The 24,913-nt window shown below is 45.0% G+C and carries 20 protein-coding genes; 12 read left to right on the forward strand and 8 right to left on the reverse strand.

All coding sequences use genetic code 11. The annotated features are described in order from the left end of the window. Positions 1 to 52 precede the first annotated feature (52 nt). Entirely contained in the window at positions 53 to 1,258 is a 1,206-nt protein-coding gene (tyrP, locus tag Xets_RS18660; RefSeq protein ID WP_187652295.1) for a tyrosine transporter TyrP, read from the forward strand. Between the two features lie 66 nt (positions 1,259 to 1,324). On the opposite strand, the gene Xets_RS18665 is transcribed toward tyrP, so the two are convergent. From Xets_RS18665 to menD, 6 genes are all read right to left on the reverse strand, one after another. Beyond that, the gene (locus Xets_RS18665; RefSeq protein ID WP_187652296.1) at positions 1,325 to 1,867 is read right to left on the reverse strand and encodes a YfaZ family outer membrane protein; all 543 of its coding nucleotides are present in this window, start codon (positions 1,865 to 1,867) and stop codon (positions 1,325 to 1,327) included. Between the two features lie 124 nt (positions 1,868 to 1,991). Continuing rightward, the gene (gene menE / locus Xets_RS18670) at positions 1,992 to 3,413 is read right to left on the reverse strand and encodes an o-succinylbenzoate--CoA ligase (RefSeq protein WP_099133636.1); all 1,422 of its coding nucleotides are present in this window, start codon (positions 3,411 to 3,413) and stop codon (positions 1,992 to 1,994) included. Next, the gene (gene menC, locus Xets_RS18675) at positions 3,404 to 4,384 is read right to left on the reverse strand and encodes an o-succinylbenzoate synthase (protein ID WP_187652309.1); all 981 of its coding nucleotides are present in this window, start codon (positions 4,382 to 4,384) and stop codon (positions 3,404 to 3,406) included. Before menC ends, menE begins: the two co-directional genes overlap by 10 nt. Positions 4,385 to 4,397: 13 nt before the next feature. Next, positions 4,398 to 5,255, reverse strand: a complete 858-nt coding sequence (gene menB / locus Xets_RS18680) for a 1,4-dihydroxy-2-naphthoyl-CoA synthase (protein WP_099133634.1) — start codon at positions 5,253 to 5,255, stop codon at positions 4,398 to 4,400. A gap of 12 nt (positions 5,256 to 5,267) precedes the next feature. Further along, the gene (menH, locus tag Xets_RS18685; RefSeq protein ID WP_099133632.1) at positions 5,268 to 6,074 is read right to left on the reverse strand and encodes a 2-succinyl-6-hydroxy-2,4-cyclohexadiene-1-carboxylate synthase; all 807 of its coding nucleotides are present in this window, start codon (positions 6,072 to 6,074) and stop codon (positions 5,268 to 5,270) included. Next, positions 6,035 to 7,708, reverse strand: coding sequence for a 2-succinyl-5-enolpyruvyl-6-hydroxy-3-cyclohexene-1-carboxylic-acid synthase (gene menD / locus Xets_RS18690; RefSeq protein WP_099133630.1), 1,674 nt, complete (start codon positions 7,706 to 7,708; stop codon positions 6,035 to 6,037). Before menD ends, menH begins: the two co-directional genes overlap by 40 nt. Positions 7,709 to 8,585: 877 nt before the next feature. Here menD and pgaA point away from each other — a divergent pair. The 9 genes from pgaA (at position 8,586) to Xets_RS18735 (ending at position 20,080) form a co-directional block, all read left to right on the forward strand. Beyond that, on the forward strand, positions 8,586 to 11,099 hold the full coding sequence (gene pgaA / locus Xets_RS18695; RefSeq protein ID WP_187652297.1) for a poly-beta-1,6 N-acetyl-D-glucosamine export porin PgaA: 2,514 nt from the start codon (positions 8,586 to 8,588) through the stop codon (positions 11,097 to 11,099). Between the two features lie 10 nt (positions 11,100 to 11,109). Then, positions 11,110 to 13,146, forward strand: a complete 2,037-nt coding sequence (pgaB, locus tag Xets_RS18700) for a poly-beta-1,6-N-acetyl-D-glucosamine N-deacetylase PgaB (RefSeq protein WP_187652298.1) — start codon at positions 11,110 to 11,112, stop codon at positions 13,144 to 13,146. After that, a complete protein-coding gene (pgaC, locus tag Xets_RS18705) occupies positions 13,139 to 14,470 on the forward strand; it encodes a poly-beta-1,6-N-acetyl-D-glucosamine synthase (protein ID WP_187652299.1) in 1,332 nt (443 codons plus the stop codon). Before pgaB ends, pgaC begins: the two co-directional genes overlap by 8 nt. Next, complete coding sequence (gene pgaD, locus Xets_RS18710) at positions 14,467 to 14,889, forward strand: poly-beta-1,6-N-acetyl-D-glucosamine biosynthesis protein PgaD (RefSeq protein ID WP_099133622.1); 423 nt, start codon at positions 14,467 to 14,469, stop codon at positions 14,887 to 14,889. The genes pgaC and pgaD overlap by 4 nt, the downstream gene beginning before the upstream one ends. Positions 14,890 to 15,245: 356 nt before the next feature. After that, entirely contained in the window at positions 15,246 to 15,728 is a 483-nt protein-coding gene (locus tag Xets_RS18715; RefSeq protein ID WP_244208747.1) for a YfiR family protein, read from the forward strand. A 5-nt stretch (positions 15,729 to 15,733) separates the two neighbouring features. After that, complete coding sequence (locus tag Xets_RS18720) at positions 15,734 to 16,996, forward strand: diguanylate cyclase domain-containing protein (RefSeq protein ID WP_099133618.1); 1,263 nt, start codon at positions 15,734 to 15,736, stop codon at positions 16,994 to 16,996. Then, on the forward strand, positions 16,993 to 17,478 hold the full coding sequence (locus Xets_RS18725; RefSeq protein ID WP_099133617.1) for an OmpA family protein: 486 nt from the start codon (positions 16,993 to 16,995) through the stop codon (positions 17,476 to 17,478). The genes Xets_RS18720 and Xets_RS18725 overlap by 4 nt, the downstream gene beginning before the upstream one ends. Positions 17,479 to 17,816: 338 nt before the next feature. Then, the gene (locus Xets_RS18730; RefSeq protein ID WP_255430686.1) at positions 17,817 to 18,791 is read left to right on the forward strand and encodes an EAL domain-containing protein; all 975 of its coding nucleotides are present in this window, start codon (positions 17,817 to 17,819) and stop codon (positions 18,789 to 18,791) included. Between the two features lie 269 nt (positions 18,792 to 19,060). Next, positions 19,061 to 20,080, forward strand: a complete 1,020-nt coding sequence (locus tag Xets_RS18735; RefSeq protein ID WP_187652300.1) for an IS110 family transposase — start codon at positions 19,061 to 19,063, stop codon at positions 20,078 to 20,080. A 229-nt stretch (positions 20,081 to 20,309) separates the two neighbouring features. On the opposite strand, the gene Xets_RS18740 is transcribed toward Xets_RS18735, so the two are convergent. Together Xets_RS18740 and Xets_RS18745 are read right to left on the reverse strand one after the other, a co-directional pair. Beyond that, on the reverse strand, positions 20,310 to 20,669 hold the full coding sequence (locus Xets_RS18740; protein ID WP_187652301.1) for a hypothetical protein: 360 nt from the start codon (positions 20,667 to 20,669) through the stop codon (positions 20,310 to 20,312). A 372-nt stretch (positions 20,670 to 21,041) separates the two neighbouring features. After that, the gene (locus Xets_RS18745; RefSeq protein WP_099133613.1) at positions 21,042 to 21,791 is read right to left on the reverse strand and encodes an SDR family NAD(P)-dependent oxidoreductase; all 750 of its coding nucleotides are present in this window, start codon (positions 21,789 to 21,791) and stop codon (positions 21,042 to 21,044) included. A 337-nt stretch (positions 21,792 to 22,128) separates the two neighbouring features. On the opposite strand from Xets_RS18745, the gene Xets_RS28780 reads away from it, so the two are divergent. Both Xets_RS28780 and tssI read left to right on the forward strand, forming a co-directional pair. After that, positions 22,129 to 22,290, forward strand: coding sequence for a DUF6691 family protein (locus tag Xets_RS28780; protein ID WP_167450574.1), 162 nt, complete (start codon positions 22,129 to 22,131; stop codon positions 22,288 to 22,290). A gap of 380 nt (positions 22,291 to 22,670) precedes the next feature. Beyond that, complete coding sequence (gene tssI, locus Xets_RS18750; protein ID WP_120211344.1) at positions 22,671 to 24,899, forward strand: type VI secretion system tip protein VgrG; 2,229 nt, start codon at positions 22,671 to 22,673, stop codon at positions 24,897 to 24,899. The last annotated feature ends 14 nt before the right edge of the window (positions 24,900 to 24,913 follow it).

The raw sequence follows: 24,913 nt of genomic DNA on the forward strand, positions 1-24,913 counted from the left end.
TAACCTGCGGGTCTTATAACTATTTCTCAACATATTCAGAAATGAGGATCGCGTGAAAAATCGCACTATTGGCAGTATTTTTATCGTTGCTGGAACGACGATTGGCGCAGGGATGTTAGCAATGCCATTGGCAACGGCGGGGGTGGGGTTTGGAACTACATTTGCTATGTTAGTCGTTCTGTGGGCTTTAATGAGTTATACAGCACTCTTGCTCGTAGAAGTGTATCAACATAATAAATTTAACACTGGATTAGGGACTATCGCGAAACGCTACCTTGGGTTAGGTGGGCAGGTGTTGACTGGCTTCAGTATGCTTTTCCTTATGTATGCCCTGACAACGGCTTATATTAGTGGTGCGGGTGAATTACTGGCGACTTCCCTCTCTTCTTGGTTGGATAAACCTATTTCTGTCTCTGCCGGGATCAGCATTTTTACCATTATTGGTGGTGGGATAGTCTGTATTGGAACCCAATCTGTCGATTTTATTAACCGCCTGTTGTTTACCGCTAAAATTGTTTTTCTGGTGATCGTACTCGGCGTAATGATGCCTCATGTTGATAAAATCAACCTCATTTCCATGCCTATTGAGCAAGGATTAGCACTCTCTGCCATCCCGGTTATTTTTACTTCATTCGGATTTCACGGTAGTGTGCCAAGTATCGTTGCCTATATGGGAGGAGAGACCAACAAGCTACGGAAAATCTTTATCATCGGTAGTGCCATACCACTGTTAGCCTATATTCTGTGGCAATTGGTAACACTCGGCGCTATTTCTTCAAATACATTTGTAGGTATTCTTGCACAAGAATCTGGCCTAAATGGGTTATTGAAAGCGGTGAGAGAAATTGTCGCTTCACCCAAAGTGGAGTTTGCCGTTCATCTGTTTGCCGATCTTGCGCTAGCCACCTCATTTCTCGGTGTTGCCTTAGGGTTATTTGATTACCTTGCTGACCTTTTTAAGCGCCGCAATCACGCCAAAGGGCGTTTACAAACAGGGTTAATGACTTTTGCTCCACCATTGCTCTGTGCATTGTATTACCCTAATTTTGTTATGGCACTGACATTTGCGGCTGTTGCCCTCTCCATTCTCGCATTGTTATTACCTTGCCTGCTGGTTTGGCGTAGCCGTGATGAAAACAAAGAAGGTTATCGTGTCAAAGGAGGTAAACCAGCATTAGTCTTTGTGTTCCTGTGTGGGCTTGCAGTTATTACCATTCAAATTGGTATTGTTACAGGTATACTGCCAAACATAGGGTAAGTTTATCTTGTCTAAGGTTATCCGCATAAGTGTTAATGCAGATAACCTTGCAGCATTTTCGTCTAATTAAAAACTCAAACCAACGCCAACATAAAAACCATCGGAAACCTTGTTATTACGATTACCATGACTACCCCGTATGTCAATGACACGGTAGCCAACATCTACACTCAGGGGTTTGAAAAATGTATAACGTGCTCCTCCTGTAGCCTCAGTATAAGAATCCATTCCTGACGTTAAGCCTGATGGCGAACCGTAAGCCTCACCATACAGGGATAAAGAAGAAGTCACGGCCCAACTAAGGCCAGCACCTACAGCCAATGCAGCGCCATCTTTCCCATCTTTGGGGGACAAATAAAGTCCTTTTGCGCCGACGTTTGCAGCTAATGGACCAAATGGCAGACCGAAGCCTAAACCTAAACTACCAAGCTGGCCATTGTGATCACTGCGAGTCCAGTTACCCGTCAGAGACAGGCCAGCATATTTATCACCAATCCCCACTGAGGTGCTTGTGCTGTGTTTTCCCACCTGAGCATCTATAGAGAGAGCATTTGCTGAGCAAGCTATAAAAAACAAACTAGCGGCACCAATAGCAAAAAAACCTTTCATAATCTTGTCCTTTAATTATTCAATGCCTATATGAGCTAAGATATTGTACTTAAACCGACGTGGCGTTATAGATGATAAAAAGCAAGGAAATGTTTAGATTCATAAAGATATGTAATTAACGTTATCATTTATTATGTTTACTATTTATCTCTGTTACCCATTGCTTAACTTGTTGGCGCGAAACCTTTATTCCTCCATTTTTCAGTTGTGCAGGTAACACATAGCAGGCAATAGGCCGCTGAAAAGCTGCGGTTTTATCCGTAAGCCAATCAATAAGTGTTTCTGTTAGCGCAGGATATTGAGTTTCAATTACCGCTACTGGCCGATGACCGAATTCAATATCAGGAATGGGAACAACAAAACTCTGTTCAATTTGAGGATGTTGGTTAATGATCCGCTCAATATCTTCTGGCTGGATACCCTCCCCACCACTGAAAAATTGGTTATCGAGGCGCCCTACAATCCGTAACTCCCCCTGTTCAAATACGCCTCGATCCCGGGTCGAAAACCATCCTTCGTTATCTGCCAATGGCTGCAATTCCCCATTAAACCAATAACCACTCGCAATACTATCAGCACGGATCTGAATTTCTTCATCGACTAAGCGAATGGACTTTCCAGGGAGTGGATTACCTACCCCGGGCAGCTCATCAGCCCGTTTTGCGCAAACAGTTGATGCTATTTCTGTCAGCCCATAGCCACACCAGCAACGAATACCTAATTCTTCAGCCCGCTGGGTCAGCGACGTCGGTATCATAGCACCTCCCAATAACACTTCTTTTAATGTCAATGAATAGTTATGGGGTTGTTCCAGCAAACGCCACAGTTGGGTAGGTACAAGTGATGCATGGGTACAACCTGACAGCGCACGATCCAACGGATGTAAATCCCGCAGCACTAATGTTGCTCCTGTTTGTAACCAACGCCAAAGGATCCCTTGGCCTGAAACATGAAACAGAGGCAATGACAGTAACCAACTATCATCTGGCTGAAAATCCATGCGGGAAAGAATGCCTTGTGCGCTGGCAAGATGAGCGCCAATGGAATGTACCGCAGCTTTAGGCAATCCAGAAGAGCCGGAGGTCAGGATCATGCTGGCAGGACGTTGACTTTCCCACAACACCAATAGGTTGTTTTTTGCCCGCCGATCATGTTTCGCCGGAAACTTTTGTTGCCAGTCAAGTATCTTAACTGGCATAACAGGCGAAGGTGAGTCCGTGAAATCCACTCCATAATCCATATTGAGATGAGGCAATAGCTCCACCAACAACCGATCAGGTAACTGAGGATTAAGAGGTAACGCTCTGGCGCCACATCGCAGGACAGCCAGGTAACACAACAGAAGTTCCGCGCTGTTCTTGCCTCTCAGGATCACACCTCTACCTTCCACAACACCCTGTTGGTGGAAATGGACAGCAATAGCATTGATGCTTTGCGTTAATTGATGCCAGGTTAGTTGCTCATCATATAACTGAATAGCCTGTTTTTCAGGCAAGGCCGTAGCCCAATGCTGCCACGGCCATTGAATCCACTCTATTACTGACATTCACTACTCCACACCATAGCCAGTTTATCCAGCATGACACACGGAATATTACTATCAGGCCAACAACGGATAAGTTGTGACTGGATAAGATCCAAAGTATCCAAGCCCGGAAGTGAATTAGGTGTGAGCCATTGAGTAAGACGAGCCAATTGTGTCAAACCAAAGCTACTTTCAATGCTGGAGCTAATCACTGCCTCTAACCCTAACTGATGAGCTTCGATAATTAATTGACGGCAACGGCCAATACTGCCCACCAATGTTGGTTTGATGATAATGGCAGAGACGCCCTCCTGAGCTTCTACGGTAAAACCGGCTTCACGGACACTTTCATCCCATGCAATGGCGATACCCGTTTCACGAGCAAACGCCAGAGATTCTTCCCGGGTTTTGCAGGGTTCTTCAATAAAAGCAATTCGGTGCCGATAATCTGGATTGACATATTTAGCGAAGCCCTCTGCTTTTGTGCGTGTCCAACTGCGGTTAGCATCTAATCGCAACCGGAGATCAGGCACTGCCTCAAGCATCACATTCACTACCATGCCATCCCGTACGGCTTCATACAGCCCAACTTTCACTTTAGCAATCTTATGGCCTGTCATACTTCCCAAACGCAGGATCACATCATCGGGATCGCCCGTACATAAAGGCGCCTTGCAATAATTGGCTGTTTCAGGCAACTCTCCCTGTAATTCAGCCAGTGCACAGCTCACGCCAAACGCAACGGAAGGACGATCGCTTTCTTCCGGTTGCGTGTCCAAACACCATTGTTGCAGCCATTCCACCGCCAATGTTTTAGCTTGTTCAAGCGTTTCATGGCTAAATTCAGGTAATGGGGAAATTTCTCCCCAACCATCTCGTCCATTTTCCTGTAAGTGCACCAAAAAACCGTCACGGGTTTTCAGGCGCTGATAACGCAAAATAATGCCTGCCTCCATGGGCAGGCTGAATTGGTATAAAGTCGCTTTACGCATAATGGATGACAACTTACGGATTACGCTTGAACTTACTGAAATCAGGATGGCGTTTTTCGTTGAACGCATTGCGCCCTTCCTGCCCTTCTTCGGTCATGTAGAACAGCATGGTGGCATTGCCCGCCAATTCCTGTAAACCAGCCTGACCATCACAATCTGCGTTCAATGCCGCTTTCAGGCAACGCAACGCCATTGGGCTGTTTTCCAACATTTCACGACACCAGCGCACAGTCTCTTTTTCCAATTCGGCATAAGGTACAACAGTGTTTACCAATCCCATATCCAATGCTTCCTTAGCATTGTATTGGCGGCACAGGAACCAGATTTCGCGCGCCTTTTTCTGTCCTACGATCCGCGCCATATACGATGCTCCCCAGCCGCCATCGAAGGAACCGACTTTAGGGCCTGTTTGACCGAAAATGGCGTTATCCGCCGCGATAGTCAAATCACACATCAAATGCAGCACGTGCCCACCGCCAATGGCATAACCCGCAACCATAGCAACGACAGGTTTTGGGCAAGTACGGATCTGCCGCTGAAAATCTAATACATTCAGATGGTGTACTCCGTTGTCATCTTGATAACCACCATAATCGCCACGGATCTTTTGGTCGCCTCCAGCACAAAACGCTTTTTCCCCCATTCCCGTCAGAATAATCGCACCAATCTCCTCGTCATAACGAGCATCTGCCAACGCCTGAATCATCTCTTTGACGGTCAGGGGACGGAACGCATTACGTACCTGTGGGCGATTAATCGTAATCCTGGCAATGCCGTCTGTGGATTTATGGTAGAGAATATCTTCAAACCCTTGGGAACAATCTTGCCATTCAATAGGGGCATACAATTTTTCTTCGCTTGGGTAACGCATTATTGTGTTTCCTTAACCAAAAAGTGATAAAAAACAGTTCACTGCGCTGGCAAAAGCCACAGGATTGCCATAATGAGCATTATGTCCAACTTGAGGAATCGTTGTTAATGGCAGTGTATATTGCTGCGCTATGCTCTGGAATTTACGATCATTTTCCCCACATGAGTAAGAGAAAGGAATCGATATGTGTTGTAAAGCAGGAACTAGCCAAGGTTGGTATCCTAAAGAGGTATTTTCCAGCATATCTGCGATACGATCTCCCCTGTTTTGACTGCGCAGATGAATAAGTTGCTCACGTTGTGCCGTCGTTAAATCAGCAAATATCGGTTGTTGATACCAATCAGGCAAAACTGACATCATTGGCTCTTGACGAAAACGCTGTGCCCAATGCTGATCATTGCGTAACCGCATATCACGCTCCTGCCGGGAAAACAGCCCCGGATTTCCTCCTTCCACCAGCAACCCGCGCAAGCCATTTTGTTTGCCATAGAGCGCATGGTACATGGCAATTCGTCCTCCCAGTGAATAGCCAATCAAACAGTAATCATTGATTGGATACTCGGCCAGAGTGGCTATCAGCAATTCACTCATCTCGGCAAAACCGCCGGTCAAATTCGCATCGACGGAATTACCGTGCCCCGGTAAATCAACAACCAATGAAGGATATCGATCACAAGCACTCACGACAGGAGACCAATCGTCGCCGCTTCCCAATAATCCATGCAACCAAACTAACCATGTCCCTTGGTTATGTGTATGAAATGTCCGACAGTTTAGTTTCACAAAGCCGCCACCTGTTTTAGCAGTTCTTGCAGGCATACCGCTCCTGCATTGCCTGGAACCTTTAACTCAACCAATGTTGTCTCTTTACGATCCCATACTTGTTGGGCACACCGTTTTAATTCCGACCAATTTTGTGGTGCCGCATAATTCAGGCCGAACATAGCAGCAACATGATCAAAATTGACATCTTGCGGCATACAGTAAAAACGCTGGCGTTCTTCCTGCGGTGTTGGTAATAGAGAAAAAATCTGCCCGCCATTATTATTCATTATGATCAATAACATAGGAGCAGAAAGATTGCGTAATAAAGCCAGGCTATTCAGATCATAGAGGGCAGAGATATCACCTATAATCGTGAGTGTCGGTTTATTGGTTGTCCGTTGTACACCTGCTGCGGTCGCGATCAAGCCATCTATACCACTGGCACCTCGGTTACTGTAAACCGGATAACCCACGGGAAGCTGCCCTAAAGCATCAACCAAACGCACAATCAAGCTATTGCCGACAAACAATTGGCCCTGCTCTGGCAACAATTGATGCAATTGATGCGCAACCGCTGCCTCGCTGAATTCTCCCGTCAACTTTGTTTCAACACATTTAAACGCGCTTTTTGACCATGAATGCAATTCATGTGCCCAAGGTGCTTGTGAATATGCGGGATGTTCCCGTAACCAATCAGTCACACTGCAAGTGAATTTGCGCCCTCTATGGTTTGCAGGATCAAGCCTGCCGACAATGGGATCGACAATCCAATACTGCTCAGGTTGGCATTTAGCCCGCCACTGCAACAGTCGCTTGCCAGTCAGGCTGGCGCCAAATTGGATCACCAATTGCCCTTGCGCCAGAATCTCCTGAGTGCGGGAGTGAGTGAGCCATAAATCTGCATATGGCAAAGGCTGCCCCGTTTGGGACAACACATCACCAATAAGCGGCCATCCCATCTCTTTTGCCCACTGGGCAACATATTTCCCCTCTTCTGCACTCATTCTCCCTGCCAGTACAATCCCCTGTTTTTTCTGCCAAATATCCCAATCAACGGCCTTGATGGTGGTATGCATTTCTGGCTGAGTCAACCACGGTTCATTCCCTTGCCACCAATCCCCCAATGTTTGCAACCAATCTTGATGCGCTGTCATCTCATTACCATACAAAGGCTCCGCAAACGGGCAATTAATATGTAGAGCACCTTGTTTCAGATTTGACATTGCATTATCGATGGAAGAAACCAACCAACTGGCAGGAATCTCTGTGGTTGGTCGTGGCAGTGCTAAAGTTTGCGCGGGATGAGAAGCAAAAATGCCTACCTGACGAATAGCTTGATTGGCACCACAATCGATTAATTCAGACGGCCTATCCGCGGTGAGAAATACCAATCGTTCTCCCGTCAAGCCCGCTTCAATTAAAGAAGGGTACAAATTGGCAACTGCCGTTCCAGACGTCACAATAACCGCAATCGGCTCTTTGCCCGCTTTTGCCAATCCTAAGGCCAAATAGCCCAACCCACGCTCATCAAAATGAGTATGACAGATCAACTTATGGTTTTCTGCGGCAGCCAATGTCAATGATGTTGAACGAGAGCCGGGAGCAATGCAGACATGACGCAATCCGTGGCGGGTTAATGCTTCCAATAAAAGTTCCGCCCAGCGGCGGTTGAGTGCGCTGTTTGACATATAATGCCCAAAAAATTCTTTCAAAAATGATGCCAAAGAATAAGAGATAATTATATAAGACGTTCTTGATCTTAATGCGGATAAAAACGATTTCCTTATCTTAGTTCAAGGAATTGTCATTTAATTGGCGATATTTCAGCTATAAATGAGAAATATAAAATCCATTGATAACAAAACTGAAAATTAATTAGTGATTGAGCTAATACCTTCTCAGATAAATCTGAATACGATCATCTAACGTTATCTGCAAGTGATAACAATACCCATATAATTACTAATGTAAATCACCAATACAATATTGTTTGGAATTCACACACAAAAGAGAATAACCGAATATCAATTTCGCTAACATTTTCGGTATGTGGATTAAAAATAGTATTTAATTTTGAAATATAGTCATTATACGATCAATAAACCACATTTTTATACTGAAAAATAAATCAATCTCACTTTAACCAAGTTATTTCAAATGAAAACCTCAACAACCAATAATATTCACTCTTCGGTAATAAAAAATATTTACACTCAGTCTAAGTTTTTTTCATTGAAATCAACCCCAATATTAATCCTTATTTTTCAAAAAATTTTTACGACAGAGAAACAAAGTCACAACCAATTGATTTAAAACAAATAAAATTTAATTAAAAACATAAGTGTCATTCTTATATATTATTTCATATAGATATGATACCAATAAAAAATCAAATGATCGTAATTATTTCACAAAATTTTTCCATTGATATAAATTCACGCAGTACGTATTATTCTGCCTCTTCAAAAATGAAGAATGTAAAAATTCATCTTAATCTAAATTAAATTAAACTCCGTCTGGTCCTGCTATTTGTAAAACCAACAAGCAGTATAAAAAGGGGATAGCGTGTCATATCTTTATTTCCGTCCGATGGGCTTTCATAGATATCGGTATAAGCTGTTATCGTTATTTATATCACTAAGTTGTTTAATAACAACGGAATCCGCTCAGGCAGATTACGATGCGTTAATTCAACAAGCCAGAAATGGCAATACCAATCCCATGCTCGAATATATTCGTCAGGAGGAGAAACGACATCGTCTTTCTTCCTCGCAAGTTGCCGATTGGTTGCAAATTGCAAGCTGGGCTGGACATGATGATGAAGTCATTTCTCTCTGGCAGCGCTATCGCTCAATGGCTATACCCGCCAGAGGGATAGCGGCCGTTGCCCGAGCCTATCGCAACCAACGTCAATGGTCACAAGCAATACAGCTATGGCGCACAACCCTGGCCCTGGACAAGCAGAACAGAGACATCAAAGCTGGCCTTATCATGACACTCGCCGATGCCAAACAAGACGCAGAAGCCCGACGTTTGGCAAAAGATTTATTGGCTCATCAACCCGACGCTGCTAATTACCGTTTGCTGGCCTACGTTGACCAGTCAGCTGGCCGGATATGGAATGCCATGCAAGTGCTTTCTATCGCGCATAAACGGTTTCCCGACAATCAAGACGTTACTCAAGACTATCTGTTCAGCCTAAAAAACAATCGAGTCAGTGATCCGGCATGGCGCCTAGGACAACAGCACGCTACACAATTAACCACGGCGCAACTGCGCAGGCTGGAAGCTGACGCTGTAGCAGAACTGGTTCGTTTGTCAATGATCCCTAATCGTAGTGAAAAAGAGCGCTTTGACATTGCTGACAGGGCACTTGCACGCTACGAACATATGCTTAACCAATGGCACAACCTACCCGATGCACAACAAGATTACCAACGGGCGCGCATTGATCGGCTTGGTGCCCTTCTTTCCCGCCATCGGCTGCAAGAAGTTATTGATGAATATCTGGCTTTGCAAAAACAAGCTGAGCAGAAACAAAGCATACATATCCCAGGATATGCGCAGAAATGGGCAGCGGCAGCCTACCTGAATCTGCGCCAGCCAGAAAAAGCACGAAATATTCTGCACTCCTTGAACTATTCTTTTTTGAATCATCCTGATGAAAATATCTCGTCGTCAGGGAAAATATCATCGCCCAATATTCCCCTTGAAGATGATATCGTCCTTTTTTATGCGAATGTGGAAAGTGAGTATCTGGATGCAGCTCAACAACTTGCCACCGATATCAAGCAACGCAATCCTTATATGCTTAATGTCTTTGGCTCTCCCATTCGTGTTCCGAATGATGACTGGCTACAAGGGCAGCAATTTTTAGCGGAATCTGCACAATTACGCGAAGATCTTGCCGAAGCAGAAAAACGCTTTACCCATTTAGCCCGCACCGCTCCCGGCAATCAGAAATTACGGATTGACCTGGCGGCTATCTGGCTGGATCGTGGTTGGCCACGTCGTGCTGAGAGTGAATTAAAGCAAATTGAAGGACTCGATCACCGTAATCTGGCATTGGAAATCCAGCAAGGTTATACCGCCCTGACTCTGCAAGAATGGCATCAGATGGATTTGCTGGCCGATGATGTGATTACCCGCGCACCAGAAGATATGCTTGCTAAACGCTTTAACCGTCTGCGCAATGTGCATCATATGTCAGAACTGCAACTTAAGGTTAATCAAGGCATTAATTCAGATAACCCAGAAAGTGGCAGACACAGTTCAGATATTGACACTGTACTTTATAGCCCTCCTTTTGAGGATAACTGGCGCTTATTTGCTGGTGGTGCTTACAATCGCGGCCAATTTTCAGAAGGCCGAGGCTTGAACCGTGATTTACGTGGTGGTGTAGAGTGGCGTTCGCGGGATTTTTGGCTGGAAAGTGAAGCTTCTGCACGTAATTATCGTCATGGCAGCAAGGTGGGATTGCGAATCGCAACCTGGTATGACTTCAATGATCAATGGCGACTGGGTGGCTCCGCAGAACGCTTCGCCCGTAATACCCCCCTGCGTGCGTTAAGCAATAATATCCATGCTCATGGTGGGCAAATTTACACTCGCTGGAGATACAGCGAACGCAGCCAGTGGAGTGCTCGCTTTGCCCCGGCATTCTTTTCAGATGGCAACCATCGTTTTGAATATGGCATTGACGGCCTTCAACGCCTATATACCGCCTCTTACCTGAAGCTCGATGCGCAGTTGGAACTGAGTACAACTCACAATACCCGGCAAAATACACCCTATTTCAATCCCAAAAGCGACTTTACCTTCCTGCCTGAACTGGAAGCGGATCACATCATGTATCGGCACTATCAAACCGTCTGGAGCCAGCAAGTTGTGGCTGGGATTGGGCAATATTGGCAGCAAGGGTACGGCAGTGGCCTAATCACAATGGTGGGATATGGCCAACGTATTAAATGGAATGATGTTATTGACGTAGGGGTAAGACTCACGCTGGATAAACGTCCTTATGACGGTAAACGAGAAAGTAATCTGCAAGCTGCTTTTGATTTAATCTATCGGTTCTAAAGGATTTTCTATGACACACAATGTTTTTCGTCATTGGTTGATGATATCGGCACTACTGGTTAGCCTGTTGGTCCCCCAGTTTGGCATGCTGGCATATGCAGAAAAACCTGATTTCGTTCCACCAGCACAACGGCCGCTTCCCCTGAATGAACGCCCTTGGCCTAAAAATGGTTTTGTGGTTCTCGCTTACCATGATGTTGAAGATGATGGTGCAGATCAGCGTTTTATGTCAGTCCGTACCAGCGCATTGAACGATCAGTTTGCCTGGCTGCGGGAAAATGGCTACCAGCCTGTTACTGTCGATCAAATTCTTATCGCCAATCAGGGAGGTACGCCACTGCCTCCCAAGGCCGTATTGCTGACTTTCGATGATGGCTATAGCAGTTTCTACCATCGCGTATTTCCGCTGCTGAAAGCTTATAACTGGCCTGCTATTCTGGCCCCCGTTGGCATCTGGGTTGATGCACCAGCCAAAAAACCCGTTGATTTTGGTGGATTGATGGTAGCGCGGGAGCGCTTCACTACCTGGGAACAGGTGGCTGAAATGTCTCGTTCTGGTTTAGTGGAAATAGGTTCCCATACTTATCAGCATCATTATGGCGCCATCGCTAACCCACAAGGCAATACCGAGCCGGCCGCGGCCATTCGCATTTACGATCCGAAAACAGGTAACTATGAAAGTGAGCAAGCGTTTCGCCTGCGGATGGAAAAGGATATTGCTACTATTACCCAAAGAATTATCGCTGCCACAGGCAAGCAGCCACGGGTCTGGATTTGGCCTTATGGCATCGATAGCGGTGTTACACTGGAAATAGCTAAACGTTACGGCTACAAAATGGCATTGACTCTGGACAACGGGCTGGCAAACGTCAACAATCTTGATAATGTTCCACGTATCTTGCTCACACATAACCCTTCCCTGAAAGAATTCGCCGAGCAGGTAATTCAGGTACAGAATAAACCAATCTTACGAATTGCCCATATTGATCTGGATTATGTTTATGATCCTGATCCCGTTCAACAAGCCCATAATCTCGACAAGCTGGTTCAACGCATTGCCGATCTACGCGTCAACACCGTTTTCCTGCAAGCCTTTGCTGATCCCAAAGGTGATGGCAATGTACGTGAGCTCTACTTTCCTAATCGCTGGCTCCCAATGCGGGCTGATCTCTTTAACCGTGTTGCCTGGCAATTGCACAGCCGCCTGAACATTGAAGTTTATGCGTGGATGCCCGTTCTGGCCTTTGAACTGGAGTCTTCACTCCCGCGGGTGATGAGCTATGACGCCAGTCATAACAAGCTATTTGTAAATCCGACACAATATCGTCGTTTATCGCCTTATAACCCAGAAAACCGCCGAAGGATCAAAGAGATTTATCAAGATTTGGCCTCTCACGCTATTTTTCAGGGCATCCTGTATCACGATGACGCAGTCATGTCCGATTTTGAAGATGCTAGTGCAGATGCCATCAAAGCTTATCAGGCCGCAGGTTTATCTGCTTCCATTGCAGAAATTCGGCAAGATCCAGAACAATTCACCCGTTGGACACGCTTTAAAAGCCAATACCTGATTGATTTTACTCATGAGTTAACCAAAGAACTTAAGTCAATACGGAGTTATCAGATCAAAACTGCTCGCAATATTTTTGCCCTGCCCATTCTGGAACCGGATAGCGAAGAGTGGTTTGCCCAAAATCTGGATGATTTCCTCGCTCACTACGATTGGATTGCTCCAATGGCTATGCCATTGATGGAAAATGTGCCTCTAGCAAAAAGCAACCAGTGGTTATCCCGATTGGTGAAAATCATTGCACAACGCCCACAAGCACTGGACAAAACTGTTTTTGAATTGCAATCCGTAGATTGGCGCAAGCCACTGGATAAAAGAGCGATCCCAGGGCACCAATTAGCAGAGTGGATGCGTCAATTGCAGCTCAATGGTGCGCAGAGCTTCGGTTACTACCCTGATGACTTTCTCAATAATCAACCAGAAATGAATGAGATTCGCCCTGTTCTTTCTCCTGAATGGTATCCACTTAATGATTGATCGTATTATTGCTTTTGCAGTGCTCTGCCTGGTATTAAGCATCCCTCTCGGTATCGCTATCACCTTTACCGGGGAAGTCATGCTGAACTTTGTCTTTTTCTGGCCTTTGTTCATGTCGGCTATCTGGATCTCAGGAGGGATCTATTTCTGGATCTATCGGGAAAGGCATTGGAAAATCGTTGATGAAGAAGTCCCGCATCTTGAAGGAAAACCTCTAATTTCAATTTTGATCCCTTGCTACAACGAGGGGCCAAATGTTCGCGAGACACTGCTGGCGGCCTTAAACCAGCGCTATCCCAATATTGAAGTGATCGCTATCAATGATGGTTCAACCGACAGCACCGCGGATGAACTCAATGCGATGGCGAAACAACATCAAGACTTGAGAGTGATACACCTGAAACAGAATCAAGGCAAAGCCACTGCACTTCAAGCAGGTGCTGCTGCCGCGAAAAGTGATTATCTGGTCTGTATTGATGGCGATGCCCTATTAGATCGCGATGCAGCTGTTTGGCTGGTCAAGCCCATGATTGATCATCCCCGTGTTGGTGCTGTTACAGGCAATCCCCGCGTTCGCACACGATCCACCTTAGTTGGGCGCATTCAGGTTGGGGAATTTTCTTCCATCATTGGTCTAATCAAACGTACCCAACGGGTTTATGGTCAAGTCTTTACCGTTTCAGGTGTTGTTGCAGCCTTTAATCGCAGGGCACTGGCCGACGTGGGGTATTGGAGTAATGACATGATCACAGAAGATATTGATGTGAGTTGGAAACTCCAGTTACGCCATTGGTCCATCTTTTTCGAACCCCGTGCTATCTGCTGGATCTTAATGCCTGAAACCCTACGAGGATTATGGAAGCAGCGGTTACGCTGGGCACAGGGTGGAGCCGAAGTTTTCCTGAAAAACCTGCGTCAATTGTGGTCATGGCAATATCGCCGCATGTGGGGGTTATTTGCTGAATTCTGCTGTTCCGTTATCTGGTCATTTACATTTGCCCTTTCCATCATTTTATTTTTACTCGGCATGTTCATCACATTACCGGAAAACATTCGCGTCTATACACTATTTCCACCTGGGTATACGGGATTAGTTCTGGCGGCTACCTGCCTGATCCAGTTTACCGTCAGTTTAGTGATTGAACGACGCTATGAAAAACACGTTGCCTCATCGCTGTTCTGGGTGATTTGGTATCCGATGGTTTATTGGATGCTAAATCTATTTACGACCTTGGTATCTTTTCCCAAAGTGATGCTTAAAGTACACAGAAAACGTGCTCGCTGGGAAAGCCCTGACAGGGGAATAGAGAGAATCGAATCATGAAAGAACCCTTGATTTTTACCGAACAAAGGTTATGGCCTCGTTTAATTGATATTCTGTTGACCATCCTGGCTTGGGCTGGTTTTATCTATTTATTCATGGTGGGATTATTTTACGCTTCCCATAATGGTCCCAGGCCTTTTACTTCGACATTATTTACTTCAGAACTGGACGTCATTGCCTTTTATATTGCCATTGCCATATTTAATGCATTTTTGCTAATTGGCTGGGCAAAATACAACCAACGTCGATTTAGGATCGAACGTCGTTGCCATCGACCTGCGTTAACCCACACTGAGGTGGCGCAGAGTTTTACTTTGGAGCAAAAGTTATTTGATACCTTAAGGCAAAGCAAAGTTTCCAGTATCACTTATGACAATCATGGACATATAATAGGAATCAATGAAGATGTATCAATATAGAAATAGCCATTTATTCACTAAGAATGAAATTATACCTTAAAGGTATCAATTAGATTGCCAATAATCTTATTTGGCAGGCAACAATTTTACAACCTATCTCATTAAGGAAATAATACTAAATGAGATAGGTTTTGGCTGAAAACAGATTTTATCAAAAAATTTAACACGACCATTTACAATATGAAAAACAAATACTGGATGAAAAATATATACTGGAACCCGATATGAAATTGATTGAACGGATTCATTATCTTTATAAACGCACTATTTTTAAACGTTGTGTCTCCAGATTATTTCTACGGTTATTGATAACCTTATGCTTAATCATCGTCACATGTAATTCAGCAGTAATGGCTATGCCTGACACCAATGAAAAACAAATGATCAATGAAAAGACAGCGCTCAACGAAAATGTTGCGCGGGTAGTTTCTGGAATTATCAGTTATACCCATTGGCCTATTACACCTACTATCCTGCACTTATGTCTGGTTCCTCCATCCAATTACATTAGCGCCTTAACCCACATTGATATGATTTCTGATCACACAGAACTGCAAGTTGAAACACTAAATTTCAACGTAGAACAACTCATAGAAAAATGTGATGTAATTTACTATGGTCAAGTTGATCCACAACTTCAACACCAGGTGATCAACCTGAAAAATGACAAGCCATTGCTTACCATTGCTGAAAATAATCCGAACTGTGAAATTGGCAGCGCATTTTGCCTCAACATTAACAGCACTCCGGCAACATTTAGCCTCAATCTTGATATTCTCACGCGCAGCGGCGTGCGCGTACATCCGAATGTCCTGCAATTGGCTCGTAAGGTGGAATAATCTATATGAAAAAACGTTATTCACTGATGCCATCGCGCCCGACTTTACGTCATGCTTTCCACCGGATCCATTTGGTCATTACGTTTATCATATTATCCGTAGTCGGCTTGTTTTTATCGTTACTGGCACTGCTTGCCATGCAGAAATACGCCGAAAACAGTTTAAAACTGATTGCCACAGCCATTGCCCATACCGCACAGGCAGCCGTGGTATTTCAGGATAAAACCGCAGCAAACGAAATATTGGAAATGATTGCCGTTCACGATGGCTTTACAGAAGCCAAAATTTTTGATGCTAAACAGCAGGTGTTAGCCAGTTGGCAAGCCAATCAAGAGACACGTACTGGCAATTTCAAGAAATTGATCGAGCACTGGCTTTTTCCTGAACCTTTCACCCTGCCAATTTATCACCATCAGCAAAAAGTAGGCTCAGTCTGGTTAATTGGTAACAGTTGCCACATCATCAAATTTATTTATCAGGCCCTGCTGGTGCTATTTGCTTGTCTGCTGTTCAGTGCCGTCATTTCACTCTACCTCTCATTGCGTATGCATGATGGTATCGTCAGAGCTCTGCAAAACATTACGGCCGTCGCCCATGATGTGCGGCAACGGCGGACATTTTCACGACGCGTGCCCTCTGCCCATATTGCTGAGCTGCATGAGCTAAGCCAGGTTTTCAATCACCTGCTAGAAGAGCTGGAAGAGTGGCAACACCACCTGCAAACAGAAAAAGCCGCTTTAACCTGGCAAGCACAACATGATTCCCTGACAGGACTGCCAAATCGGGCAACTTTTGAACGCGTTCTTTCAACCGTCATGAGCGATAAATTTATGCGTGAAAGTGCAGCGATATTATTTATTGATGGTAACAGGCTGAAATATGTCAACGATGTCTATGGACATGCTGCCGGCGATCACGTGCTTGTCACTATCGCCGCCACATTAAAACGAAGAGTAAGAAAAACAGATACCGTTGCCCGACTTGGCGGGGACGAATTTGCTATCCTGTTGCCTTCCACCAATCTAGAAGATGCAGAACGCGTTGCTAAAAATATCATTCATGCCATGGATACCCCCATTCTCCTGCCCAACGGACAACATCTACGTATCACACTCAGCATCGGTGTTGCATTATCCAATGGTGAACTAACAGCAGAACAACTACTCTCTGAAGCCGATGCGGCGATGTATCACATTAAGCAACGAGGCGGTGGCTGGTATTCCGCTGATACAACAAAACTAAACTATCTATCAAGGAACCCTCTATGAGCAGAAATCGTTATTGTGTATTTATCTTTGCGTTTATTGGCGCACTTTTCCTCAGCGCCTGCCAGAATAAAGGAGCTTTGACAGCCGCACAAATCACCGCACTTAAACAACAGGGATTTCAACAAACCGATGAAGGCTGGTTATTTGGTATATCAGAAAAAGTGTTGTTTGGTAATGACCAATTTCACTTACGTCCAGAAGGTGAAACAAAATTAAAACAACTCGCAAGTATTTTATCCAAAGTTGGTATCCACCACGCACGCCTTGATGGACACACTGACAATTACGGAGAAGTGAATTACAACAATCAATTATCATTGAAACGAGCCAACACCGTTGCAGATGCACTGACACAGGGAGGTATGCAGCGTACTAATCTGACAACCCGTGGATTAGGGCCAAGCCAACCTATCGCCGATAACCGAAGCTCAAAAGGTCGGGCAGAAAATCGCCGAGTTGCTATTGTGATAACGACACCATAATAGCTATACCATGAAGCAGACAATATGGGTTTTAACACAGCCCTATTTATTACGGGCAGCCTGATAATATATTGATATAAATCAAATAATAATTTAGCCACGGATGGCAGTAATATTTGTTTATCTTGATCATCCTCAGCAATTATAAAAAAATCCCCCCCAATTTTGCCATATAGTCATATAGTTATTTCCCGTCTTTAAATTCTTCCTGTAACATAGCCAAAGTTGTTTTCGCAAAAAAAGAGCCTCTTTTTTTGTAATCAATAAGTTAATAAAATTTTGCATAGTTTGGATAACAAGCCTACTGTTAAGTAATGAGCTTTATCAAGAAAGGAGATATGATGGGGCTGAATCTGAAATCATACCGATCCCTGTATCAAATGTTTGTGATGTTATTCATCACCATCACTGCCAGCACAGGTTTTATATTCTGGAGATTATTTTCCAATTATCAGGATAATATCCAACCAGATGTAGAATTAGTCTGTGTATTTATATTAATGTCTCTGCTTACGTTCATATCTGCGATGTTTTTTTATAAACATACCAAAACCATTACTATCCCTGAATATCGTTTGAAAAAAGCGATTAAAAATAAGCAATTCATTCCCTATATACAGCCAATTATTTGTAGTAAAAACAATGAAATTATTGGAAGTGAAATCCTTGTTCGCTGGCAACACCCAATTCATGGATTATTGACACCAAACAAATTTATCGCACAAATTGAAAAATCAGATTTGATTATTCCCTTAACACATAACCTAATCACCCAAGTGAGAGACTATTTTTCGCCTATTGCTCATCAATTACCTACAAATTTCCATTTTAATTTCAATATTAGCGCAAAACATTATAAAGATGTTAGGTTAATTGATGATTGTCATCATTTTCTGAAATCATTTCCAGCAAACTCCATTAAACTGATTTTGGAAATTACCGAACGAGAATTATTGGAACTCGATAACCATACTATGAGTTTATTCAATAAATTGGATGAATTAGGCGTATTAATTGCACTGGACGACTTTGGCACAGGTTTCTCTAATTACAATTATTTACAAAAACTTAATGTTAACCTAGTGAAAATCGGACATAACTTTATTAGCAAAATGAATACCGATATGGTTTCAAAAAATATTGTGGAAAATATCATTGACCTTGCCCTACGATTGCATCTGGAAATTGTGGCAGAAGGAATTGAAAACCAAAAACAGGTTAATCAGTTAACGAACTATTCTGTCGATTATTTGCAGGGATATTACTTTGACCGTCCGATGCCATTGGAAGAGTTTGTCAAGAAATGGTTATGATAAGGATTCTCCCTACAAAATAAATCTCTTCAAGCATATTTATCAAAGGGATAATGCTAGAGAAACCCGACTGCCCTGCCAATTTCTCCAGCGCTGTAGGAGTAATCACTTTACCATTACCGTTAAAGGAAATGTCATGAACGCATCCCACCTAACATTGACTGGGTGCACAAAAGATGAACAGTGAGATGTGGAGCCTCACAGATTTCCGGCATCATAGTGCCCAATACGGGATGCATAGTGCTCCCTCAGACTGGAGACTCCACAAAATGAAATATACACCGATTGGCGTTGATATCGCAAAACATCTGATTCAGGTTCACTTCATCAATGAGTACACAGGTGAAGTGGTGGATAAGCAGCTTCGCAGCAAGGATTTTCTTGCGTTCTTCAGTAACCGGGAGCCCTGCCTGATTGGTATGGAAGCCTGCGGAGGCTCTCAGTACTGGGCGCGCGAACTGGAAAAGCTGGGCCATAAAGTCCGGCTGATGCAGGGGCGGTTTGTAAAGGCGTTCGTCATGGGTAACAAGAACGATGTGATGGATGCCCGTGCTATCTGGATGGCAGTACAGCAACCCGGTAAGGCGATAGCAGTAAAAACCGAAGAGCAGCAGTCGGTGCTAGTTCTGCACCGTTCGCGCAGACAACTGGTGAAGTTCCGGACAGCACAGATTAACGCCCTGCACGGGACACTGCTGGAATTTGGTGAAACCATCCACAAAGGCCGGGCAGCGATGGACAGGGAGTTACCGGCAGCCCTGGAGCGGATGAAGACGAAACTGCCGCCGTATCTCATCACTGTGCTGGAAGACCAGTACAACAGGCTGAGTGAGCTGGATTCACTGATAAATGGCCTTGAAAAACAGCTTAACAGTGTGGCGCACCAGAATGAAACCTGTAAGCGGCTGATGGAAATCCTCGGCGTGGGACCGCTCATCGCCACGGCAGCCGTTGCGACCATGGGTGAAGCCTCAGCGTTCAAATCAGGGCGGGAGTTCGCGGCGTATGTTGGCCTGGTGCCGAAACAGACCGGTTCAGGAGGAAAAGTTCGCCTGCTGGGGATAAGCAAACGTGGCGATACCTACCTCCGGACATTATTTATCCACGGAGCAAGGGCGGCTGCGTTACTGGTGAAGGAACCGGGTCCATGGATTACAGAGCTGAAGAAACGACGCCCGACCAGTGTAGCTGTCGTGGCGATGGCGAACAAGCTGGCGCGGACAGTGTGGGCGATAGCAGCCCATGACCATAAATATGATAAGAATCATGTCAGTATCAGACCGTATTAATCGCTGATACCGATAAACATTAACTCTTAAAAGGGTGAATGCTGAAAGGTTGCTCTGGCGGCCAGCGTGATGACAAAGACAGGTAAGACCGGGACTCGCTAAACCTGAATATGGCCTTGAGCTTAAAGCTCGCTAAGGAAATAAGGCGTGAGTCGGCGAATGACATAGGGGCTCGCAGCTGTCAGGCTGCAATAAAGCCGGATATAAAGCTGCAACCTACCAGTCAATGTCAGAACAATGGAAGCCTTGCAAACGGGATGCGTTCATATAAGGTCATATGTTCGTTATACGATATAAAAAATGTATCGCCATCAAAAAAACAACCAGAGTTCAGCTCAACATAGTTCCTAACAAAATCATCAAGATTATTTACATCCATCAAATAGACTTCATCCTTTATATAGGAATCTTTATTAATTATAAAAACATCACTACAAAAATATTCTTTTAAATTAATGACCTTTAATATTTCAGAATCATCCATTCCGTTCCAATCTTCTATCTTTTTTAAAAGTTTAAATCTGCTTTCCTGTGCAAACCCGACATAATTTAGCAATATCAATTCGCCACCAATAATAGGGTAAAACATCAAGTCAGCTCTACAGAATAGCACCGCCACACGTCGTTTTGGCGCCGACTGTCAAAAAGTTTCCTTTTGCCATCTTATTTCCTCTAGTTTCAGACTAAATTTATAGCGAAATAACTTATTACAGTTTAATTCAATAGCTAAATATTGTAGGCAATTTTTATTTTTCAGTATATTTATTATACGCGTTATTTTCCAAAAACATCAATCTATTTTAATGGCAAGAATACAGAATAATATATTGATTATATCGTTCTATTAAAGCCCATATTGATTTTTAGGTGTCAGAAACTAAAAGGACGGATTGGGTACAGCCATGTCCCTGTCCGTCACGGGTCTTATTATGTATCAATTCAAGAAATTGGTATTTAAAGTCTATTTTACCATTAAACCGCCATCAACGGGTAAACAACAACCTGTAATGAATTCCGCTTTGTTACTAGATAACCACACGATAGCATTAGCCACTTCTTCCACTTCCCCAATCCTTCCAATTGGGTGGGTGTCACCATACGCATCTAAATTCTCTCCAAACACACTGACTGACATATCTGTCCTGATTAATCCTGGACACACAGAATTAACCCTAATATTTGACTTTGCCATCTCTAAAGCCGCAGACTTTGTCAATCCAACCACCGCATGTTTACTGGCTGTATAGGCACACCCTCCTGCATAATTCGCTTTTAAACCTGAAACTGATGCGACATTGACTATTGCTCCACCTGATTGCTCCATTAACTGTATCTCATACTTCATACATTGATACACACCCGTCACATTCGTCGCAATGACTTCATCCCATACTTCATCCGGATATTCGGTTATTTTAGTAAACGAAGCACCGAACATTCCAGCATTGTTAACAGCAATGTCCAAACGTCCATAATGCTCTTTAATATATGAGAAAAGTCGCTTAATGTCTGAACGTTTACTCATATCAGCAGAATAAAACTCACAATTAGCATTGTGAGGCATTTGTGCTATTGCTTTACTACCTTTATCAACATTTCGCCCTACCAAAAGGACTCTTCCATCCTTTTTCGCAAATTCAATTGCAGTAGCCAACCCTATTCCCGCCGTTCCTCCAGTGATCAATATCACCTTATTTTCAAATGAATTCATGACATATACTCCCTTAAATCAATAAATAATTAATTAACCTCTCCTCACTCTTTCAAATTACCGCACACCATAACTGTAATTAGAGTGAACTCTTTCCCATAATAAAACTTTTATCTGTTCTTATCTTACAGTGAACATTTTGAATTTTATGCCTAAATCCTTATATTTTATATGTTAAAAATAATCAGAACTAAAATGCATTTAATTCATAAAAAAATACCATCAATATTATTTCAACCATTTTTCTCTGATTTTTTTGCAATTTATTTTACATAAACAGGTTGGATTTTATATTTTCTCACATTTTAGTACCTATTATGTCGGGTAGCTTTTTGAAATGGAAATCTCCCAGCCAACTCTGTCACAACAGCTTGATATAATGCGGCAGTTAAATCTGGCGCATCCGTGGGATCCGTCTCTGGCATTTGTGATGATGGGAGCCATTCTTATCGGTCTGATAGGTTTCATTTTTGTGATAATCATCACAAAATTAAAATGATCATCATTTTAAAGGCAACAGGAATTTCATTTTTATATTTAAATCAATACGTTAATTAAATGACGTTTTTCCTGCCAGCTAAATCATGCAAAATAATAAGTTAACTATATATAAAAACACCGCGCATTGCGCCAGTAAAGCAATGATTTTAATTTTTCATCCTGTGATTGTTGGGAGCCACTTTTTATTTCACTGGATTTCATTTTGTTTTTACTTTTTTGTTATTTATTATTCCCCCATTTTACTCAGCACAAATTAGCCAATATATTCGGCTAACAACGTCTCTTCAAATTATCACAAAGCGGCATCTTGCGTCTTTAATTAACCAATTTGTCCGGGACAATGTGTGTAAGATTGACATCATCTCAGGAAGATACACCATGCCAATGAAAAAGCACCTCACAAAATTGAAGAAAGGAAAAGCGCTGTTAGAGCAAGGACAACAAGCGACACAGAGTGTGAAACAGGCCAAAAGACTGTTGACGGGTGCGGGGGATAACACCGCCGGTCTCGGTACCAATAGTATGATCAGTAGCATGGGAGGGGGCTTTGCCGGTGGGACAGGCAAGGCGGTGGGCGGTCTCGGTGCCGGCAGCCTGATCCCCGGCGGTGGTTTTGCCGGCGGGGCAAGCAAGGCACTTGGCGCGCCGGGGCTGGCAGCCAAAGCCGCGGCGGGTAATCTCGGGGCAGAAAAGATGTTGCAGCAACTGGGCCAGAAACTGGGGCTGGGTGGCGGAGCCGATCCCAGCGGCCTGCTGTTCACCCTGACCGCGGGCAGCTTGCCGGCACAGACCTTTGTTGTCACCGACTTCAGCCTGACCGAACATTTCTCGCGCCCCTTTACCCTGGAAGTGGGGCTGGCAAGCGCCGACTCCGCCATTGCCTTCCCGCTGGTACTTGACCGTACGGCAACGCTCACTGTCCTGCACAATGGTGTCGAACAGCGCAGCGTCACCGGTATCGTCACCCGCTTTGAACAGGGCAACACCGGCTTACACCAGACCACCTACCGGATGAGCATCCGCCCCGACCTGTGGCGCACCACCCTGCGGCAGAACTCGCGCATCTTCCAGCAGCTCAATATCACCGGCATCATCACCAAAATCCTCAAAGAGCACAGCATCCGCGACGTGGTGTTCAACCTGCGCCACCCGCACCCGGAGCGCGAATTCTGCGTGCAGTATCAGGAGAGCGACTTTGATTTTCTGCAACGGCTGACGGCGGAAGAGGGCATTTTCTACTTCTTCGAATGCAGTAACGGGCGCAACACGCTGGTATTTGCCGACGACTGCGGTTCCGTGCCGCCGGGTATCCGTCTGCCCTATCAGCCGGGGGAGAGCAGCACACTGGGTGAACCGGCGGTCAACAGCCTGACCAGCAGCGCACAGGTACGCCCGGCTCAGGTGCAGCTTAAGGATTACACCTTCAAGAATCCGGCCTGGCCGGCCGAGTTTCAGCAGCAGATACGGGATGAGAACCTGCAACAATTGTACTACGAGCACTACGACTACCCCGGCCGCTTCAAAGACGAGGTTCACGGTAAAGCGTTCACCCGCTACCGCCTGGAGGCCCTGCGCAGCGATGCCATGACCGGACAGGGCAGCGGCAATGCCATCGCCCTGCAACCGGGCAGACTGTTCATCCTCGATAACCATCCACGGGCAGACCTGAACCAGTCATGGCAAACCGTTTCCACCCACCACAGCGGCAGCCAGCCGCAGGCACTGGAAACGGCCAGCTCAGGCGCCGGCACGACGCTGCACAGCCACTTCTCCTTCATCCGCCAGAATCAGCACTGGCGCCCGGCGCCGTTGCCGAAACCGGTAATTGATGGCCCACAGATTGCCAAGGTGGTCGGTCCGGCCGGCGAAGAAATCTTCTGTGACCAGTACGGGCGCGTACGCCTGCAATTCCCGTGGGACAGATACGGGCGCAGCGACGACCAGAGTTCCTGCTGGATACGGGTCAGCCAGCCGTGGGCCGGTCAGGGCTGGGGCATGCTCGCCATCCCGCGTATCGGGCAGGAAGTGGTGGTGGACTTCCTGCACGGCGACCCCGACCAGCCGATTGTCATGGGCCGAACTTATCACGCCAGTAACCTCCCGCCGGGGGCCCTGCCGGGCAGCAAAACCCAGATGGCGTTCCGCTCCAAAACCCACAAGGGGCAAGGGTATAACGAACTGCTGTTTGAGGATGCGAAAGGCAGTGAATTGCTGTCATTGCACGCGCAGAAAGACATGTACACCAAAGTGCTCAACAACCGCGCCACCCATGTGCTTGCCAACCACAGCGAGACGGTGGAGAAAAACCAGACCATCAGGGTCAATGAGAACAAAGAGGAAACCGTCACCCTCAACAGCACGGAAACGGTGCAGGCAGTGCGCAAACTCACCACCGGCAAGGACTACATTATTGAGGTCGGCACCCACAAGGCAGAGACTGTCGCCAATACCCTATCCATCACGGTCGGGGATGTGATTGAGCTGCGCTGCGGGGCGAGTGTCCTGCGCATGGACAGTGCCGGACGAATCACCCTTCAGGGCAGTGAACTCAAATTTGAAGCCAGTGGTCCGGTGCAAATCACCGGTAAAGACATCGACCTGAACTAAGAAGGACAGACTGA

Source organism: Xenorhabdus sp. TS4 (assembly GCF_014467265.1).
GTDB lineage: Bacteria > Pseudomonadota > Gammaproteobacteria > Enterobacterales > Enterobacteriaceae > Xenorhabdus > Xenorhabdus ehlersii.